Genomic DNA, 17,918 nt, shown 5'->3' with positions numbered 1-17,918 from the left:
CCAGCGCTGCACGCCTCGCCCCGCGGGACCGGCGGCCAGGTGCGGGTTGCGATCCTCGCTGGCTCCGGAGAGCCAGCGCTGCATCGTCGCGTTACCGCTGGCGTCAACCACCGCGGTGTTGCGATCCTCGCTGGCTCCGGAGAGCCAGCGCTGCTTTTCGTCGGCGATGTTGCCCACGTAGGGCTTGTTGTTGCGATCCTCGCTGGCTCCGGAGAGCCAGCGCTGCCCCGCTTCACGAACGAATATTTGCCGTTCTCAAAGGGTTGCGATCCTCGCTGGCTCCGGAGAGCCAGCGCTGCCATGGAATCCGCCCGCACTCGCACTGGGCGCATCGTGTTGCGATCCTCGCTGGCTCCGGAGAGCCAGCGCTGCGACTCGCTGAGGCGAGCAGAGGAGGCGCTAACCGTTGCGATCCTCGCTGGCTCCGGAGAGCCAGCGCTGCCAGCACCAGCAGCCGAAGACAGCCCGCCAACCAGCGTTGCGATCCTCGCTGGCTCCGGAGAGCCAGCGCTGCCATGGAATCCGCCCGCACTCGCACTGGGCGCATCGTGTTGCGATCCTCGCTGGCTCCGGAGAGCCAGCGCTGCGACTCGCTGAGGCGAGCAGAGGAGGCGCTAACCGTTGCGATCCTCGCTGGCTCCGGAGAGCCAGCGCTGCCAGCACCAGCAGCCGAAGACAGCCCGCCAACCAGCGTTGCGATCCTCGCTGGCTCCGGAGAGCCAGCGCTGCCAGCACCAGCAGCCGAAGACAGCCCGCCAACCAGCGTTGCGATCCTCGCTGGCTCCGGAGAGCCAGCGCTGCACGAGCATTTCACGTCGCGCTCGACCCTATGGGGCTGTTGCGATCCTCGCTGGCTCCGGAGAGCCAGCGCTGCTTCCGACGTGCCCACCCGCAACGCCGCGCGAATGTGGTTGCGATCCTCGCTGGCTCCGGAGAGCCAGCGCTGCCCTGGATGAGCTCGGGCAATGGCCGTTGCTCGGTGCAAACGATAGCGTCGATCTCGGATTGTGGGATGACACGCCGTTGGTCACTTCGGAACCTCCCGGCGTTTCGGCCCACGCTTGGGGTTCCGAAGGACGCTCCGATCGCTCGGCACCGGGGACGACCCCGGCCCGCCAGGTTGTCAGCCGTTGCCGCGGTCCTGGCGCTTCGGCATCCGAGAGCCGAGGATGTCGGCGGCCTTCTGATCGGCAGCGGCGACCCAGGCAGCGTAGACGCGGAGAGTCGTGGCCCCACCGCCGCCGTGCCCAAGCCGACCGGCGACCGTCCGCAGGTCGACTCCAGCCGTGAGCAGCTCAGTCGCCGAGAAGTGGCGTAGCGCGTGGATGTGGGTCTTGATGCCGAGCCGGGTTGCCATCTTCTTGTAGCGGCTCGACACGGCATCCGGCGGGTACGGCTCCGTTACCTTGCCGCCTGAGGCGGTGAAGACGTACGACTCTTCGTCCCACTCCCGGCCGAGCTCTTTGAACACAGCTTGACAGCGCTTCTTGTGTTCGCGGAGCAGGACGGTGGTCTCGGTGTCGAGAGCGATGCGCCGCATCTGGTGGGTCTTGGTGTCTTTTTCCCGGCCGACGCCGCGCAGCGTGGTGTAGCTCTTGCGGACTTCGAGGATGCCTTTGTCCAGGTCGATACGTGCCCAGCGGAGGGCGCAGATTTCGCCACGCCGCATGCCCGTGGTCATGGCGAGCCAGACGAGTGTGCCCCAATCCTCGTCCAGCGAGAACGCCTTTTCGACGAGCTTTGCCGCCTGCGCTGATGTGGGGGGATTGGGTTGTGGCGGGGTCTGCCGCGGGCGCTGGGCGACTTTCGCGGGGTTGGAGCTGATCCACTCCCACCGTACGGCCGCGCTGAGAACCCCGTTGAGGATCGAGTGAATCTGCCTCACCGATGAGGAAGCCATGGGCTTGCATTTGTGCGGCCTGCACTCGGCTTCCTTACAATCGTGGTCGTCTTCGGTCTTGTGTTCGATGAAGGGCTTTCCATCGCAGCGGGTCCTGCATCGGCGAAGTTGGCCGTAGAGCGTTTCCAGTATGCGCGCACTCAGCTTGTTCACCGGGACATCGCCGAGTGCGGGCCGGATGGTGCGCTCGATGTACCCGACATAGCCGTGTCGTGTTGTCGCCTGGATATCGGTATTGCGCAGCCATTCGTCGATGGCGTACCCCAGGGACACGGAAGTGCTGGCGGAGCGCTGCTGGTCGGCCTGGGCGAGGAGCTTGGTCATGGCCTTCTCGGCGCGCTTCTTCGCCGCCCGGTCCGTGCCCTTGACCGTCTCGGTGAGATAGCTGGGTTTCCCGGTCACCGGGTCCACGCCTGCATAGACCCGGACCTGCAACGAGTTGCCGCGCTGGCGGATGTTGCCGCGCCGGCGGCTCTCGGCCTCGCTGGACTGGCTCATGACGCCAGGGTGCGCCGGGGCGTGAGAGCCGTCAATGGACAAAGCCATGGACAAGCTCGAAATAAACGATCTTGAAACTCGACATAACCCCAGGTCAACCCGGGTGGGCCGGGCGGGGCTCGAACCCGCGGCCAAGGGATTATGAGTCCCCTGCTCTAACCAACTGAGCTACCGGCCCCGAGGGTGCTCGCGGTGAGCGGGCTGCCTCTTGAGGTGCAGGTCAACATACCGCACCGGTCACTGGGACCGGAGGACCGGGCGGTTGGTGCGGATGGGTGAAGGGTAGCGCCCGATAGGACCCTCGCGCAGTGTGTGCTCACCCGAATACGGTGAGTGCAGCGGCGGCGCCTGCCGCGATCGGCGACCCGGCCCAGGTCGTGCGACGGGTTCCTGGACGCGGCCGGAGAGGGGCTATGGACTTCGCCAAGAGTGTGCGGGACCGGGTGCTGGTGTGTGACGGGGCGATGGGCACGATGCTCCACGCCGCGGGCAACTCGCTGGACCGGGCCCTGTCCGAGCTGAACCTGTCCAATCCCGAGCTGGTCAGCATGGTCCACGAGGCCTATGTCGCGGCGGGGGCCGACATCCTGCTGACCAACACGTTCGGCGCCAACCGGTTGCGGTTGGCCGGGCAGGGGTGTTCCGCGGCGGTGCGGGACGTCAACCTCGCGGGGGTCCGCCTCGCCCGGCAGGCGCGGCGCGGGGCTGGGCGGCCGGTGTTCGTGGGCGGGTCCGTGTCGCCCGCGGCGAGTGTGGGCCAGCGCGGCAGCGTGCGGGCCGGTGAGCGGGCCGAGGTGATCGGTGAGCAGGTGCGGGCGCTCGCCGACGGCGGGGTGGACCTGCTGGTGCTCGAGACCTTCGGCTACCTCGACGAACTGGTCGAGGCGGTAGAGGTCGCGGCATCCCTGGCCGACGTGCCCATTCTCGCGCAGGCGACCTTCACGGAGGCCGGTGAGACGCTCGGCGGCGAGACGGTGGGGGAGGTGGCGCGGGCCCTGGAAGGCATGCCCGTCGCGGCGCTCGGCGCCAACTGCACCGCGGGGCCCCAGCACATGCTCGCCATCGTCGAGGATTTCCGCCGCCACACCGTGCTTCCGGTCAGCGCCCAGCCCAACGCCGGGCTTCCCCGCCGCCGCGGCGCCCGCTTCGAGTACATTGTGGACGGAGAGTACTTCGCTCGGTACGGCCGCCGTTACGTCGAGCAGGGCGCCTCGATCGTCGGCGGCTGCTGCGGTACCACACCGGCACACCTGCGTGCCCTGACTCTCGCGCTCGCCGACCTCCGGCCCGCCGAGCCGGTCCGCACGCAACCGGTGCGCCGCACCGTCGCCGTGCCGCGGCACGGCGTGCTCGCCCGCCATCTGGCCGAGAAGGATTTCGTGGTGGCCGCCGAGTTCACCGGCGAGACGGACGACGTGACGGGTCTGCACGAGGCCGACCTCCTCTTCGTCGGACCGGCGCTGTCCGTCAACGAGGCACTGGAGTGGGAGCGCAAGGCCGGGATCGAGACGGTCGCCACCGTCGCGGCCTGGGACAGGGCGATCGCCACCCTCCAGGCCGACCTGCTCGGCGCGCACGCCGCCGGGCTCCGGACCCTCGTGTGCGAGACCGGCGCCCCGCCGCCCCGGGGCGAGTATCCCCGCGGCGGCTGGGAGGTCGATTCCCTCGGCCTCATCGAACTGCTCGCCGGGCTCAACGCGGGGCGCGACCACAACGGCCACACCCTCGCCATCCGGACGTCGTTCCACATCGGCGCCCGCTTCAACCCGGGCGCGCACGACGTGGACGCGGAACTGGCCCGCACCCGGGCCAAGATCGCCGCGGGCGCGCACTTCCTCGTCACCAGGCCGGTCTACGAACTGGACCGGCTGACTGGGATGCTCGCCGAACTGTCCGAAGAGGACATCCCGGTGCTGGTGACCGTCTCCCCGCTGACCGGTTACGCCGAGGCCGAGTACCTCACCCACGAGGTGCCCGACGTGACGATTCCGCGCGCCGCGCTGGCCGCGCTGGAAAACACCGCTCACGGCCCGGAGACCGGGCTGGCGCTGGCCGCCGATCTGGTCGCGCGGGCCCGTGAGACGGTGCAGGGCGTGGTGATCCGGGCTCGCGGCGGAATGCCGCGCTCCCTGCTCAGGGCGTGACGCCGAACTGGTTCGCCAGATCGGTCAGCATGGCCTGCGCGCCCTGCAGGCTCACCGAGGTGAACCACGTGGTGTCGTCGACGTCGGCGACCTTGCCCTTGAGCGTGCCCCACAACGGGTTCGATTCGAACCGCGCCTTCGGGTTCTCGGCGTTCTTCGTTTCGTCCTCATAGGACGCGACGAAGACCCGGTCCGCGTCGAGCTTGGCGATGTCCTCCTGGCTGAGGTCCACCGAGATCTTGCTCCGCGTGTCGGGCTGCCCGGCGGGCCGGGCCAGTCCGGTGTCGGCCATCACGACACCGGGGAACGACGCGCTGCTGTAGAGCCGCACGGTCGGTTCGCCCTCGACGAACCGCACCACCGACACCGTGGGCTGCGTGCCCAGCTTCGCCTTGATCTCGTCCCCGATGCGCTTCGCGCGCTGCTCGTAGGCGCCGATCTTCTGTTCGGCCAGCGCTTCCTTGCCCAGCGCCCTGGCCAGCAGCCGGATGTTGTCCTTCCAGGACGCGCCGGTGGTCTGGCTGAACACGGTCGGCGCGACCTTGGCGAACTGGTCGTAGTACTTCTCGTGCCGCACCTTCGCCGAGACGATCAGGTCGGGCTTGATGTCGTAGAGCTGCTCGACGTCCGGGCTCTGCAGCGGCCCGATTTCCTTGGCGCCGTCGGCATATTTGCGGTCGTCTCCGAGGTAGCCGGGCAGTTTGTCGTAGTTGCGGTACTTGGTGTAGGCCACGACGGTGGTTTCGAGCGCGAGGGCGGCGTCGACGTAACTGGAGTCGAGTGCGGCCACGGTCTTCGGCGGCGAGTCGATCACGGTCGAGCCCATCGCGTGCTCGATGGTGCGGGGCCATCCGGCCTGCGCTGCTCCCGTCGCCGCCGGTTCGCCACTCCCGCCACCGCAGGCGGTGAGCGTGAGGGAGGCGATCGCGGTCAGTGCCAGTGTTACCCGCCGGAGTCTCGTCATCGCTCCACTCTCTTTCGGTTAGGCTTACCTAACTAGGATAGGATGATGTTCGCCCGGTCCGGAAGATCCGGTGCGGCAGGACACAGGGGGATGGCGTGACGCGGACGGCCACGGCGGCGGTGTCCCACCGCCGGACACGCCGGCTCACCGGACTGGCCGCGCTCGTCGCGCTGCTGCTCGCGATCTGCGCGGCGAGCGTGGCGATCGGCGCCAAATCCCTCCCGCCCGGCGAGGTCTGGACCGCGCTGCGCCACCCCACGGGCACCGAAGCCGACCTCATCGTCCGTTCCCTGCGCCTGCCGCGCACCGTGCTCGGCCTGCTCGCCGGGCTCGCTCTCGGCGCCGCCGGGGCGCTCATGCAGGGCCACACCCGCAACCCGCTGGCCGACCCCGGACTGCTCGGGGTCACGCACGGCGCCGCGTTCGCGGTCGTGTTCGCGGTGGTGGTGCTCGGCGTGACCAACCTCTACGGCTTCATCTGGTTCGGGTTCGCGGGCGCGCTGCTCGCCAGCGTCGCCGTCTTCCTGCTCGGCGCCGTGGGCGGCCGCGGCGCCACCCCGGTGACGCTCGCGCTGGCCGGGGCGGCGGTGAGCGCCCTGCTGCAGGGGTTCATCTCGGCCATCGTGCTCGGCGACGAGCGGGGTATGGACGTCTACCGGTTCTGGCGCATCGGCTCGATCGCCGGGCGCGACTACGCGGTGGTCGGCCAGATCGCCCCGTTCCTCGTGCTCGGCCTGCTGCTCGCGCTCGCCGGCACGACCGGCTTGAACACCCTCGCCCTCGGCGAAGACGTGGCGAGGACGCTCGGCCAGCGCGTGCTGCTCACCCGCACGCTCGGCGTGCTGGCGATCACCCTGCTGACCGGGTCCGCCGTGGCCGCCTGCGGGCCGATCGCCTTCCTCGGCCTGGTCGTACCGCATCTCGCCCGGGCGATCACCGGCCCCGACTACCGCTGGCTGGTCCCGTTTTCCGCACTGCTGGGCGCGATCCTGCTGCTGGCCGCGGACGTGGCGGGCCGCGCGCTGACCGGGGACAGCTTCGAGGTCGGCATTCTGCTGGCGCTGGCCGGTGCGCCGGTGTTCATCGTGCTCGTGCGCAGAAAGGGGCTGAGCAAGCTGTGACCGCTCGCCGCGTACTCGCCGTGGGGCCGGTGGCCTGGGTGCTGCGGCCGCGGACGCTCGTGATCGCCGCGCTCGTGGCGCTGCTGCTGGTCCTGGCCGCCGCGCTGAACATCGGGCTCGGCAGTTCGCACATCGGGGTGCTCGACGTGCTGCGGACCCTGCTCGGCGGCGGAACCCGCCGCGAACGCGGGATCATCTTCGACCTGCGCCTGCCGCGCACCCTTGCCGGTCTCCTGGTCGGCGCCGCACTCGGGTTGTCCGGGGCGGTCTTCCAGTCCGTCGCCCGCAACCCGCTGGCCAGCCCCGACATTCTCGGCATCACCTGGGGCGCCGGGGTGGGCGCGGTCGGCGCGATCGTGGCAGGCGGATACCGCGGCCAGGTCAGCGGCTGGGTGGGCGCCCTCGGCGTGCCGCTCGCGGGCCTGCTCGGCGGGCTACTGGCCGGGGTACTGCTGTACGCGCTGTCGTGGCGCCGGGGGATCGACGGCTACCGCATGGTGCTGATCGGCATCGGGTTGTGGGCCATCGGCTACAACATCGTGAACTGGCTGCTCGCCGCGGGCGACGTGAACGACGCGGCGCGCGCGACCACCTGGCTGGTCGGCAACCTCGCCGACGTGGGCTGGGATTCGGTGGGCCCGGTGCTGCTCGCCCTGGCCGTGCTGGTGCCGGCCACGCTGATGAGTGCGCGCACCATCGGCGGACTGCGGTTCGGCGACGAGACGGCGCGCGGCCTCGGCATCCGGGTCGACGGGGCGCGCGGCGCGCTGCTGCTGCTCGCCGCGGCGCTGGCTTCGGTCGCGACCGCCGCGGCCGGGCCGATCGCCTTCGTCGCGCTGGCCACCCCGCAGATCGCGGTGCGGCTGGTGCGGTCCGCGCAACCACCGCTGGTCACGTCGATGCTGCTCGGGGCGCTGCTCACGGTCGGCGCGGACCTGGCCACGCGGCTGGTCCTGCCGGGACTTCCGGTCGGGGTGCTCACCGCGATCCTCGGCGCGCCCTACCTGATCTTCCTGTTCGTCCGGAGCCGTCGGGAGGCGCGAGCGTGACGTCGCGATTGCGGGCGCAAGCCCTGAAACTGGCCTACGGCGACCGCGTCGTGGTCGACGGCCTCGACCTGGACGTCCTCGACGGCACGATCACCGCGATCATCGGGCCGAACGGCTGCGGCAAGTCCACCCTGCTGCGCGCGCTGGCCCGGCTGCTCGCACCCCGCGAGGGCGCCGTCCTGCTCGACGGCAAGCGGATCGACCGCCTGCCCACCCGCGAGGTCGCCCGGATCGTCGGCCTGCTGCCGCAGGCGCCGTCCGCGCCGGAGGGCCTCACCGTCGCCGACCTCGTCTCGCGCGGCCGTCACCCGCACCAGCGCTGGTACCGCCAGTGGTCGGCCGACGACCAGGCGGCGATCGACCGCGCGCTGCGCCTGACCGGGATGGACGAACTGGCGGACCGCGTGGTGGACCAGCTTTCCGGCGGGCAGCGCCAGCGCGCCTGGATCTCGATGACGCTGGCGCAGGAAACCGGGCTGCTGCTGCTCGACGAGCCGATCACCTACCTCGACCTCGCGCACCAGGTCGACGTGCTCGACCTGGTCTACCGCCTGCACGCCGAGCGCGGCACGACGGTGGTGATGGTGCTGCACGACCTGAACCTCGCGGCCCGCTACGCGGACACGCTCGTCGCGATGCGGGACGGGCGGATCGTGGCGCAGGGCGAGCCGGGCGCCGTGCTCACCGAACCGCTGCTGGCGGAGGTCTTCGGGCTGGCCGCGAAGGTCCTGCCCGACCCGGTGGCGGGCACCCCGCTCGTGATCCCGGTCAGCGCCCACCTCCGCGTGCCGTGAGGACACCCAACACCCCGTCCTACCGGTCCAGGCGGGGGTAGACGACCTGCTCCATGAGCAGTTGCAGCGCGGCCGCGACGGGGATGGCCACCAGGATGCCGACGAGGCCGAGCAGTACGCCGCCGATCACCGTGGCGACGATCGTGACCACCGGGGGCACCTTCACCACGCGGCCGATGACCTTCGGGATGAGGATGTAGTCCTCGACGAACCGGTACACGAGGATGTAGGCGATCGTGGCGATCGCGGCCGCGGGCGACACCGACAGCGCGACGAGGCTGACCACGATGCCCGCGCTCGTCCAGCCGATGATCGGGATGAGGTCGAGGATCGCGACGAGCAGGGCGAGCAGCACCGCGTACGGGATGCCCCACGGCACGCACCACACGAAGATCGCCAGCCCGGCGATCAGCGAGGTGAGCAGGTTGCCGAGCACGAACGCGCCGACCTTCGACAGCATTTCGTCGCCGAGCTGGGTGGCCCGGGCGCGCCGGGCGCGGGGCACGAGCCGGTAGAGCGCGATCCGGATCCGGGGCAGGTCGGCCAGGAAGTACAGGCTCAGCACGATCACCGTCAGCGTGGACACGACCGCGTCGAACACGAACCGGCCCGCGCCGAGAAGTCCCTGCGCCAGCTCCGATCCGTGCTGGCTGAGCAGCGCTTCCAGCCGCTGCTGCAGATGGAACCGGTCGTTGAGCCTGCCGAGCAGTGAGCTGTGGTCCTGCAACTGGTGGGCGAGCTGCGGCAGCTGGTCGACGAACTGGCCTGCCTCGGCGACCAGCGGCGGGATCGCGGCGGTGAGGAAACCGGCGAACACGCCGACCGCGGCCAGCGACACCGTGGTGACCGCCGCCCAGCGCGGCAGCTTCACCCGCGCGAGCCACCGCACGGCCGGGTCGAGCCCCACCGCGACGAAGCCGGCGACGCCGATCAGGATCAGCACGCTCTGGGCCGCCAGCACGATCTGCGCGAGCGCGTAGGTGACCGCGACCCCGGCGGCGCCGATCAGGCCGACCCGGAATGGTGATCGTCGCTGGGTGTCGTCCCCGGAATCAGGCATACCCACGATGATCGTCGAACGCGGCGGAAAGGCTGGGGGCGAGCGTCACCGCAACGAGTGACCTTGGGCCCGGTTCGACGGCCGCCGGGGCGAGCCGTGAAGGGTCCCTTCACAGTCGAATCGACTGTGAAGGGACCCCTCCCGGCGCAAGGCACGCGCCAACTACGAGCGGAGCCCGGATCCTCCGCCGATCACGATGTTCTCCCCGGTGATGAAGGCGGCCGCGTCCGAGGCGAGGAACGCCACGGTCTCGGCGATCTCTTCGCTCGTGCCGAACCTCCCGAGGGGAATGCCGTCGGCGATCGCCTCCAGCGCCTCGGGCGGCAATCCGTGCTTGTCCCAGATCCCGGTCCGGACCGCGCCGGGGCTGACGGCGTTGACCCGGATTTTCCGGGGTGCCAGTTCGAGGGCGAGCGTGGGCACCATCGACAGGAGCGCTCCCTTCGACGCCGAGGCAAGGGATCCGCCGGGGACGCCCCGGATGGCGCCGAGACCGATCGTGAAGAGGACCGATCCGCCTTCGCGCAGCAGGGGAAGAGCCTTCTGCAGGGTGAAGAACTGGCCCTTGAAGTTGACGTCGAACAGGCCGTCGAAGGTGGCTTCGTCGACCGCTTCGACCGGCAGGGCCCGCACGATCCCGGCGTTGAGGAACAGGACGTCGAGCCCACCGAAGCGGTCGCGGATCTCCTCCACGACGCGGTCGGTGTCGGCGAGTGACCGGGAGTCGGCCCGGACCACCACGATGTCTTCCGGGAGTTCCTTCCTGGCTACGGCGAGCGTGTCGGGGTTCTGCCCGGTCACGATCACCTGGTAGCCGCGCCGGTGCAGCGCTTCGGCGCTGGCCCTGCCGATTCCGCTGGTGCCACCGGTGATCAGGGCGGTGCGTGGGGACAATTTCGTCTCTCCTTCGGTCAAGCGGTGAAGTAGTGGTCTTTTTCGAGGTCGGCGAGGAGGCCCGGGTGGGTGGGCTCCCAGCCGAGCCGCTGCCGGGTCAAGGCGTTCGACGCCGGGGTGTCCAGCGAGAAGACCGCGCCGAGGAAGCCGAAGTGGGCGGCCGCCTCCTCGCTCGGAACGGAGGCCACCGGCAGGTCCAGCTGCCGTCCGATGACCTCGGCGATGTCCCGCGTCGCCACACTCTCGTCGCCGACGCCGTGCCACCGGCTGCCCGCCTCCGCGTGCTCCAGGGCCAGCCGGAACAGGTGCGCGGCGTCGAGCTGGTGCACGGCGGCCCAGCGGTTGGCGCCGTCGTCCACAAAGGCCGAAACACCCTTCTCCCGGGCGACGCCGATCAGCTGCGTGACGAAGCCGTGCTTGTCGGCCTCGCTGTGCACCGAAGGCGGCAGCCGGACCACGGAGACGCGCACGCCACGTGCAGCGAAGGACAGTGCGAGTTCTTCCGACGCGAATCGGAGCGCCGCGGGCGACCCCGGCTCGGGTGTGCTCTCCTCCGTCGCGGGACGGCCGTGGACGAGGCCGGTGGTGCCGGACGTGATGACGAAGGGCCGTCCGGATCCGGCGAGCACTTCGCCGAGGGTCTCGATGGCGCGCCGGTCCGTCTCGACGGCGGCCGCGAAGTTGGCGAAGTCGTGGACGAACGCGGTGTGGATCACGCCGTCGGCGCCCGCCGCGGCGGCCCGCAGACTGTCCAGATCCTCCAGGGCGCCGCGGTGCACCTGGGCCCCGGCAGCGGACAGCGACGCGGCGGAGGTGTCCGAGCGGGCGAGCCCGAGGACCTGATGCCCGGCGCCCGCCAACTCGCGGACGACGGCGCTCCCGACGAATCCGGTGGCGCCGGTGACGAACACACGCATGGGTTGGGGTACTCCTCGAAAAAGTGGTGGACCCGGCCTGCCCGGCCGGTGATTCCACCGTGCTCCCGCGCGGCGGCGAGCGTCCAAGTCCCGTTCCTCATCGCGCCATTCGATCCAGGCATCACCGCAGTACGATGCGGCTATGCCCGACTCGGCGGATCTCGATCTGCGCCTGGTTCGCTACTTCGTCGCCGTCGCCGAGCACCGGCATTTCGGGCGTGCGGCCGCGGCGCTGCGCGTCGCGCAACCGTCGTTGAGCAGGCAGATCCGCCGTCTCGAACACCAGATGGGCGCGCGCCTGCTCGATCGCGACCCGCAGGGCACCCGGCTCACCGAGGCCGGGGAGGTCTTCCTGCCCAGGGCCGAGGCGCTGCTGCGCTCGGCCGCCCAGGCCACGGCGCACGTCCGTGCGGCCGCGCAGCCTGGCCGGGTCACCATCGGCTACACCCCGGGCCTGATCGTCACCCCGGCCGTAAGGGAGTTGCGGCGCCGCCATCCGGACGCCGACGTGCGCGCGGTGCACGTGGCCTGGAACGAACCGCGTGAGGCGCTGTCCGGTCACCGGGTGGACGCGCTGGTGACCCGGCTGCCGCTTGCCACCGACGGGATGCACGTGACGGTCCTCTACGCCGAACCGCGGGTGCTGGTGGTGTCGGTGGACCACCGGCTGGCAGGCAGGGAGTCGGTCACCTTGGACGACATCGCGGACGAACCCCTGCCCAGGTTCCCGGATTCCGACCCGGTCCGGAGCGCCTTCTGGCGGTTGGAACCCCGGCCCGGCGGCCGCCTCGCGCCCGACGGGCCGGTCATCGAAGCACTGGAGGACAAGTTCGAGATCATCGCGTCCGGACAGGCCGTGGCCATCGCGGCGGGCAGCCACACCGGCGGCCTGCGGCGCGACCTCACCACCATCCCGATCGAGGGCGTCGAACCGAGTCAGGTCGTGCTCGTCACGCGCGCCGACGAGCGCAGCCGCCTGGTGGCCGCGTTCCGCAGGTACGCCCAGACCCTCCTCACCGGACCGGCTCTGCGCGGATAGGTTCCGCGAGGCCGGGGCGCACGGCTTGCGCCGGCCACTGGGACCGCGACGATCTCGCGCAAAAGGTCGGCCTGAACCAGAGTTCGGCAACTAAGGCGTGTATCAAAGTGGCTTGGGCAGCGGTGCGGGTAGCGGAACCTCAGACGGTTCCTGGCTGTGGGATCGCCTCCTCATGAATGCCAATTCACGAAGCGCTGGCAGTGCTGTTCCTGCCAGGAACCGCCTGAGAACCCGCGGTGGTGCAAGCCGACAGCGTGGCGCAAGCGGCTCCACCGCTTCGAGACCCGCAACCCCGCGCTGCCCTCACCGACTTCGATACACACGCTAGGCCGTGAGGGTGAGCTCGCCCAGCGAGCCGAATCTGGCGCGGACGCGGGAGCCGGGGGTGAGGGGGACGGCGTCGAGCAGGCCGCCGGTGAAGACGAGCCAGCCGGGCTCGATGGCCTGTCCCCGCATGCACAGGTCGTTGGCGGCCAGCGCGAGGGCCGCGGCGGGACTGCCCAGGACGGCCGCCCCGGTGGCGGAACCGGCGGGCCCGCCGTCGGCCTCCAGCACGCAGGTTTCCGCGCTCACGTCGATGTCCCCGGGCTCCCTTGCCACGGAACCGAGCACGTAGCCCGCCGAGGAAGCGTTGTCCGCGATCACGTCGGGGAGGGTGAACCGGAACCGGCGGAAGCGGCTGTCGATCACTTCCAGCCCGGCCCGGACCTCCGCCACCGCGGCCAGCGCGTCCTCGGGGGTCACGCCCGGGCCCGCCAGGCGTTCGCCCATGACCAGGACGATTTCCGGCTCGGCCCGGGGGTGGATGAACCGCGGCAGCGGGACGGGCTCGCCCGCCGCCAGTGCCATGGCGTCGGTGAGCCAGCCGGTCAGCGGGGTGTCGATGCCCATGGCCCGCTGTTTCGCCCTCGACGTGAGGCCGAGCTTGATCCCGGTGATGCGCTGCCCGCCGGAAAGGCGGCGCCGCAGCGTTTCGGTCTGGACGGCGTAGGCGGTCGGGACGTCGAGCCCGGGCCACTGCTCGGTGAGGGGCCCGCGGTCACGCACCTCGTGTTCGCAGTCCAGCAGGGCGGCGGCGGCACGGTCGACGTTCCAGCCGCCCTTCATCGCCCGGCCTTAGCGAGGAATTCGGTGAGCAGCCCGGCGAGCTCGTCCGGCCTTTCCTCAGGGACGAGGTGCCCGCAGCCGGGCAGGACGACGCCGTCGGCGCCGGGCGCAAGGCGGCGCACGAAGGTCAGCATGTTCTGCCCGAGGGAGCGTTCCCCGGCGACGGCCAGCACGGGGATGTTCAGCGGCTCTTCGGCGGCTTCGCGGATCTGGGCGGCGCTCAGCCAGGTGTTGGCGTAGTACGCGCAGGTGGAGCGGACGGCGTCGTCGTCACGGTAGGCCCGGACGTACACGGCGATGTCCTCGGCGCTCAGGCAGCCGGGGGTCGACCGGCTCATCTGGGCCAGGATCCAGGCGAAGAACTGTTCCTGCTTCCCGCTCAGCAGTTGCTCCGGCAGCCCCGGCGTGGCCAGGAACGGGAAGAACCACAACGGGTTCCACGCCTGGGAGAAGTTCAGCAGGTTTTCACCGCCGGCGCCCGGGATGCTCGCCTCCAGCGCGGTGAACGAGACCACGCGGTCCCGGCGGGTCGCGGCGAGGTGGTAGCCGACCGGGGTGCCCCAGTCGTGGCCGACCACGTGCACGCGCCCGGCGTCCAGCCGGTCCAGCAGGGCGGCCACGTCCGCGGCGACCGTCGCCACGTCGTAGCCGCCCGCCGGCCGTGCGGTCTCCCCCCAGCCGCGCAGGTCGGGCGCGATCACCCGGTACCGCTGGGCGAGCACCGGGATCAGGTGCCGCCACTCGTACCAGGTCTGCGGCCAGCCGTGCAGCAGGACCACCGGGTCACCACCCCCAGCGGTGACCCAATGCGTGCGCTGCCCGTTCACGTCTCCGACGTGATGTTCCACCGGCGTCCCCTCCCCGCGCGGGCCTGTCGACGGCGATTCTCCGGTGCGCGGCGCATCGCCGTCCAATACTCGCTTCGACGGCAGCCGATACCTTTGCGGTATGTCGATGGAGCTCCGGGTGTTGCGCTACGTGGTGGCGGTGGCCGACGAGGGCGGCTTCCAGGCCGCCGCGGACCGGCTGCACATGGCGCAGCCGCCGCTGAGCCGTCAGATCCGGAACCTCGAACGGGAGCTGGGAGTCACGCTGTTCGAGCGGCGGCCGACCCGGCTGACCGAGGCGGGCGCGGTGTTCGTCGAGTCCGCGCGGCGGCTGCTCGCCGACGCCGAGGCCATGGTGGAGCAGACGCGGCGGGTGCAGCCGCAGGCACCGGTGCGGCTCGGTTACGTCGCCAGCACCGCCTACGAAACGGTGCCCGCGCTGATGGAGTTCGTGCCGTCTGAATGCCCGGGGGTCGTGGTCGACGCGCGGGAGGGGTGGTCGCCGGAGCTCGAGATCGCCCTGCACGACCGCCGGCTGGACGTGGTGATCTCTCACAGTATCGAGCCGCGTGAGGGGCTCGACCGGTTCGTGCTGCGCCGGGAACCGCTGGTCGCCGTCGTCGGGGAGACGCATCGGCTGGCGGGCCGGAGCGCGGTGTCCCTGCGCGACCTGCGCGGCGAAACGTTCTGCTTCCTCAATCGCCAGCTGGCGCCCGCCTACCACGATCACGTGGTCGCGGCCCTGCACAGCACCGGCGAGACCTTCGAGACCTGGGAACATCCGGTGCCGGGGTTGCGGCAGTCCCCGTTGCGGGGCGGGGAAGGGTTCACGGTGGTGTGCCGGTCCGCCGCGGTGCGCCTGCTCGGTGCGCACGCCGCGCTGGAGCTGACCGACGAGTTGCCCCCCGTGGTGATCGAGGCGGTCTGGCGCAGCGGTGCCCTGTCCGCGGCGGCCCAGCGGTTCCTGCGGGCCGCCCGCAAGCTCTCCCACTCCCGGAGCTGGGTGCCTTAGGCCCGTGAGGGGCCCCCTCACGGTCGTATTTGCCAGGGCTCCGGCAAAGTCCGGTCGGCTCGGCGGTGCGCGGCGCCCCTTCCGTCGGGCGAGTCCCACGCTGGGGCCGGGGCGGGATGCCCTGAAGGTCGCCTTCAGAGCCATAAACGCCCTCAAGGCCACCTTGAGGGCACACCCCTGTCCCGGGAGTTCGCTGCCGTGAGGGGACCCCTCACGGCAATCGGCGCAGCCGCCGCAGGGCGCTTCAGGCCGTGAGGGTGGCGGCGATACCGCTGAGCAGGCAGTTGAGGCCGAACTCGAACCGCGTTTCCGCGTCCGGGTCCTCGGCCTCCAGGACCCTGCGTGTGAAATGCGGGTACCGGCCGGACTCGATGATCCGCGTCACGTAGCCGCCGACCGACTCACGCCATTCGTCCTCGGTCATGCCGGTGGTGCGCTGAGCCTGGAGCTCGGCGAGTTCCGCGGAGACCGAGCCGAGCACGTGGGTGGTGATCGCGCCGACGATCAGGCCGGCCGTGGTCGGGTCGTGCGTGGCTTCTTCGGCCAGGCTGAGGGCGTGATCCGACCGGGCGATCACGTTCGGGCCGAGCGCCGGGCGCTGGGAGGCCTGCTGGACCAGCCAGGGGTGCCGCAGCAGCGAGTGGCGGAAGCGGCGGGCGAAGTCCGCCAGTGCGCCGCGCCAGTCCTGGCTGCCGCGCTCGGGGATCGGTTCCTCGCCGTACACCGCGTCCACCATCAGCTCGATCAGTTCGTCCTTGCCGCGGATGTGCCGGTACAGCGAGGTGGTGCCCGAGCCGAGTTCGGTGGCGATGCGGCGCATGGACAGCGCCTCGATGCCTTCGGCGTCGGCCAGGTCGATGGCCGCCCGCACGATCTTGTCCTCGGTGAGCACGACCCGGCTGCCGCGGGGGCGCTCCCGCATCCAGACGAGCGTGGCGGGCTGTGAGCGAGGCGACAGCGAGGGGGACATGGGCACAGCGTACCTGTTGGGTACAGTGTGCCCATAGCGGGAACACCGTTCCCGATTACTGAGGGAGACCCCATGTCACCGATTCCCGTCGTGATCGCCGGAGGCGGCACCGTCGGCCTGGCCACCGCCGTGTTCCTGGGACACCACGGCGTGCCGTCGCTGGTGCTGGAACGCCGCGAGGAGCCGTCCGTGCATCCCCGTGCGCTCGGCATCAGCCCGCGCAGCCTGGAGTTCTTCCGGGAAGTGGGGCTGAGCGAGCGGATCGACGCGGCCGCCGTGCACTCGGCCGTCGCCTGGAAGGCCGACGCGCGCACCGCCGCGGAGATCGACTGGAGCCGCCGCCCGGCGACGCCCACCCCGGCGGGCCCGGCCGGGCTCAGCCCGGTCGTCGCGCGCGGCCACTACCCCCAGGACCGCTTGGACGCGGTCCTCGCCCCCGCCGCACGCGAACTCGGCGCCACGATCGAATACGGGGTCGCGGTGACCGGCGTCGAGCAGGACGACGAGGGCGTCTCGGTGACCCTGTCGGACGGGCGTGTCCTGCGCACCCGGTACCTGGTCGGCGCCGACGGCGTGCGCAGCGCCGTGCGGGAGGCGCTCGGCATTCCCACCACCGGTCCCGGCGAGATCGGCGCCCCCACCCTGAACATCCTGTTCCACGCCGATCTGGCGAGCCGGTTCGGTGCGATGCCCGCCATGACCGAGATCCGGCACCCGGACGCCCCCGGCATGCTGCTCGCGGTGGGGGAGGACCGCTGGGTGTTCCACACCGGCTACTCCACCGAGGAAGACCGGGAGCCCGAGCGCTGCGCACAGGTGATCCGCACGGCGCTCGGCGCGGACCTGCCGGTGGAGATCGTCAGTGTCCTGCCATGGCGGGCCACCGTGCGGCTGGCACGGCGATTCCGTGCCGGGCGGGCGTTCCTGGTGGGCGACGCGGCGCGCGCGGTGTCGCCGCTGGGTGCCTTCGGGCTCAACACCGGGCTCGCCGACGCGCACAACCTGGCGTGGAAACTGGCCATGGTGCTCGCCGGGCAGGCGGGGGAGCGGTTGCTGGAGAGCTACCACGAAGAGCGGCACGCGGTCGCCGAACTCGTCACCCGGCAGGCGCTGCTGCGCTGGGAAAACCCGCGCCTGCACTGGGATCCGACGGCGGTGGCCGAGCGGGCCGCCGCCGGGGCCTGGCACGCCTCGCTGGTGATCCAGGGCTACCGGTACGACTCCTCCGCGATCGCCGGGCCCGTGGCGCCGCTTCCGTCCACGGAGGACCTCGCGGCGGTGCTGGACGGCTCACCCGGCTCGCGCCTGGCGCACCGCTGGGTCGAAGCCGACGGCGCCCGCGTGTCCACTTTGGACCTCAATGCCTCGCGCTTCGCCGTACTGGCCGGACCGGACGGCCAGGACTGGTACGACGCCGCGGGCAAGGTCTCCGTCGAGCGCGGACTCGAGGTGCGCGCGGTGCGGCTGGACGCGGCCTGGGCCGCGTCGGCCGGAATCGGGACGGCCGGGGCGATGCTGGTCCGCCCCGACGGTTTCGTCGCCTGGCGCTCGCCCGGACCGGTGGCGGACCCCGCCGCCGCGCTCGGCGGGGTCCTGGCCACCGTCACCGGGAAGCCGTGAGG

15 protein-coding genes, 1 tRNA gene and 1 CRISPR repeat array (1 of these 17 cut by a window edge) are annotated in these 17,918 nt (G+C 71.2%); of the genes, 7 read left to right on the top strand and 9 right to left on the bottom strand.

Going from position 1 to position 17,918, the window contains the following annotated elements:
• Positions 1-947: a CRISPR direct-repeat array (repeat unit 37 nt; unit sequence GTTGCGATCCTCGCTGGCTCCGGAGAGCCAGCGCTGC) (it extends 175 nt beyond the left edge of the window).
• Positions 948-1,123: 176 nt separating this feature from the next.
• Together ORV05_RS22460 and ORV05_RS22455 are read right to left on the bottom strand one after the other, a co-directional pair.
• Positions 1,124-2,398: a site-specific integrase gene (locus ORV05_RS22460; protein WP_268753998.1), complete on the bottom strand. Its 1,275-nt coding sequence runs from the start codon at positions 2,396-2,398 to the stop codon at positions 1,124-1,126.
• 104 nt (positions 2,399-2,502) lie between these two features.
• Positions 2,503-2,576, bottom strand: a tRNA-Ile gene (locus ORV05_RS22455).
• Between the two features lie 235 nt (positions 2,577-2,811).
• Between ORV05_RS22455 and ORV05_RS22450 the strand changes: the two genes are divergently transcribed.
• Positions 2,812-4,542: a homocysteine S-methyltransferase family protein gene (locus ORV05_RS22450; protein ID WP_268753996.1), complete on the top strand. Its 1,731-nt coding sequence runs from the start codon at positions 2,812-2,814 to the stop codon at positions 4,540-4,542.
• Here ORV05_RS22450 and ORV05_RS22445 read toward each other — a convergent pair.
• Positions 4,532-5,506, bottom strand: a complete 975-nt coding sequence (locus ORV05_RS22445) for an ABC transporter substrate-binding protein (protein ID WP_268753995.1) — start codon at positions 5,504-5,506, stop codon at positions 4,532-4,534. The two genes, ORV05_RS22450 and ORV05_RS22445, sit on opposite strands and share 11 nt — an antisense overlap.
• Before the next feature lie 95 nt (positions 5,507-5,601).
• On the opposite strand from ORV05_RS22445, the gene ORV05_RS22440 reads away from it, so the two are divergent.
• From ORV05_RS22440 to ORV05_RS22430, 3 genes are read left to right on the top strand one after another with little or no spacing between them, the layout of a single operon-like run.
• Positions 5,602-6,627, top strand: a complete 1,026-nt coding sequence (locus tag ORV05_RS22440) for a FecCD family ABC transporter permease (RefSeq protein ID WP_268753994.1) — start codon at positions 5,602-5,604, stop codon at positions 6,625-6,627.
• A complete protein-coding gene (locus tag ORV05_RS22435; RefSeq protein ID WP_268753993.1) occupies positions 6,624-7,676 on the top strand; it encodes a FecCD family ABC transporter permease in 1,053 nt (350 codons plus the stop codon). The genes ORV05_RS22440 and ORV05_RS22435 overlap by 4 nt, the downstream gene beginning before the upstream one ends.
• A complete protein-coding gene (locus tag ORV05_RS22430; protein WP_268753992.1) occupies positions 7,673-8,470 on the top strand; it encodes an ABC transporter ATP-binding protein in 798 nt (265 codons plus the stop codon). The genes ORV05_RS22435 and ORV05_RS22430 overlap by 4 nt, the downstream gene beginning before the upstream one ends.
• Positions 8,471-8,489: 19 nt before the next feature.
• Here the strand turns inward: ORV05_RS22430 and ORV05_RS22425 are convergent, their stop codons facing one another.
• The 3 genes from ORV05_RS22425 to ORV05_RS22415 form a co-directional block, all read right to left on the bottom strand.
• Positions 8,490-9,530 carry an AI-2E family transporter gene (locus ORV05_RS22425; RefSeq protein ID WP_268753991.1) on the bottom strand — a complete coding sequence of 347 codons (1,041 nt, stop codon included), beginning with the start codon at positions 9,528-9,530 and terminating at the stop codon, positions 8,490-8,492.
• Positions 9,531-9,692: 162 nt separating this feature from the next.
• Positions 9,693-10,424, bottom strand: a complete 732-nt coding sequence (locus ORV05_RS22420; RefSeq protein ID WP_268753990.1) for an SDR family oxidoreductase — start codon at positions 10,422-10,424, stop codon at positions 9,693-9,695.
• Between the two features lie 17 nt (positions 10,425-10,441).
• A complete protein-coding gene (locus ORV05_RS22415) occupies positions 10,442-11,341 on the bottom strand; it encodes an SDR family oxidoreductase (RefSeq protein WP_268753989.1) in 900 nt (299 codons plus the stop codon).
• 142 nt (positions 11,342-11,483) lie between these two features.
• Between ORV05_RS22415 and ORV05_RS22410 the strand changes: the two genes are divergently transcribed.
• The gene (locus ORV05_RS22410; protein ID WP_268753988.1) at positions 11,484-12,380 is read left to right on the top strand and encodes a LysR family transcriptional regulator; all 897 of its coding nucleotides are present in this window, start codon (positions 11,484-11,486) and stop codon (positions 12,378-12,380) included.
• A gap of 324 nt (positions 12,381-12,704) precedes the next feature.
• Here ORV05_RS22410 and ORV05_RS22405 read toward each other — a convergent pair whose 3' ends face one another.
• Positions 12,705-13,487 carry a 2-keto-4-pentenoate hydratase gene (locus tag ORV05_RS22405; protein WP_268753987.1) on the bottom strand — a complete coding sequence of 261 codons (783 nt, stop codon included), beginning with the start codon at positions 13,485-13,487 and terminating at the stop codon, positions 12,705-12,707.
• Complete coding sequence (locus ORV05_RS22400; protein ID WP_268753986.1) at positions 13,484-14,335, bottom strand: alpha/beta fold hydrolase; 852 nt, start codon at positions 14,333-14,335, stop codon at positions 13,484-13,486. Before ORV05_RS22400 ends, ORV05_RS22405 begins: the two co-directional genes overlap by 4 nt.
• A gap of 100 nt (positions 14,336-14,435) precedes the next feature.
• Here ORV05_RS22400 and ORV05_RS22395 point away from each other — a divergent pair, with 100 nt between their 5' ends.
• Positions 14,436-15,326 carry a LysR family transcriptional regulator gene (locus ORV05_RS22395; RefSeq protein WP_268753985.1) on the top strand — a complete coding sequence of 297 codons (891 nt, stop codon included), beginning with the start codon at positions 14,436-14,438 and terminating at the stop codon, positions 15,324-15,326.
• Positions 15,327-15,570: 244 nt separating this feature from the next.
• On the opposite strand, the gene ORV05_RS22390 is transcribed toward ORV05_RS22395, so the two are convergent.
• Positions 15,571-16,296: a TetR/AcrR family transcriptional regulator gene (locus tag ORV05_RS22390; RefSeq protein ID WP_268753984.1), complete on the bottom strand. Its 726-nt coding sequence runs from the start codon at positions 16,294-16,296 to the stop codon at positions 15,571-15,573.
• A gap of 72 nt (positions 16,297-16,368) precedes the next feature.
• Here ORV05_RS22390 and ORV05_RS22385 point away from each other — a divergent pair, with 72 nt between their 5' ends.
• On the top strand, positions 16,369-17,916 hold the full coding sequence (locus ORV05_RS22385; protein WP_268753983.1) for an FAD-dependent monooxygenase: 1,548 nt from the start codon (positions 16,369-16,371) through the stop codon (positions 17,914-17,916).
• Positions 17,917-17,918 lie beyond the last annotated feature (2 nt).

It is taken from the genome of Amycolatopsis cynarae (assembly GCF_026802195.1).
Classification (GTDB): domain Bacteria; phylum Actinomycetota; class Actinomycetes; order Mycobacteriales; family Pseudonocardiaceae; genus Amycolatopsis_E; species Amycolatopsis_E rhizosphaerae.
Note: the sequence above shows the minus strand (reverse complement) of the source record. Positions and strands in the feature narration are given on the sequence as shown.

Coding starts and splice junctions, on each gene's coding strand:
- ORV05_RS22460 (WP_268753998.1), bottom strand. CDS start 2,398: ATGAGCCAGTCCAGCGAGGCCGAGAGCCGCCGGCGCGGCAACATCCGC.
- ORV05_RS22385 (WP_268753983.1), top strand. CDS start 16,369: ATGTCACCGATTCCCGTCGTGATCGCCGGAGGCGGCACCGTCGGCCTG.
- ORV05_RS22410 (WP_268753988.1), top strand. CDS start 11,484: ATGCCCGACTCGGCGGATCTCGATCTGCGCCTGGTTCGCTACTTCGTC.
- ORV05_RS22445 (WP_268753995.1), bottom strand. CDS start 5,506: ATGACGAGACTCCGGCGGGTAACACTGGCACTGACCGCGATCGCCTCC.
- ORV05_RS22425 (WP_268753991.1), bottom strand. CDS start 9,530: ATGCCTGATTCCGGGGACGACACCCAGCGACGATCACCATTCCGGGTC.
- ORV05_RS22450 (WP_268753996.1), top strand. CDS start 2,812: ATGGACTTCGCCAAGAGTGTGCGGGACCGGGTGCTGGTGTGTGACGGG.
- ORV05_RS22395 (WP_268753985.1), top strand. CDS start 14,436: ATGTCGATGGAGCTCCGGGTGTTGCGCTACGTGGTGGCGGTGGCCGAC.
- ORV05_RS22390 (WP_268753984.1), bottom strand. CDS start 16,296: ATGTCCCCCTCGCTGTCGCCTCGCTCACAGCCCGCCACGCTCGTCTGG.
- ORV05_RS22415 (WP_268753989.1), bottom strand. CDS start 11,341: ATGCGTGTGTTCGTCACCGGCGCCACCGGATTCGTCGGGAGCGCCGTC.
- ORV05_RS22405 (WP_268753987.1), bottom strand. CDS start 13,487: ATGAAGGGCGGCTGGAACGTCGACCGTGCCGCCGCCGCCCTGCTGGAC.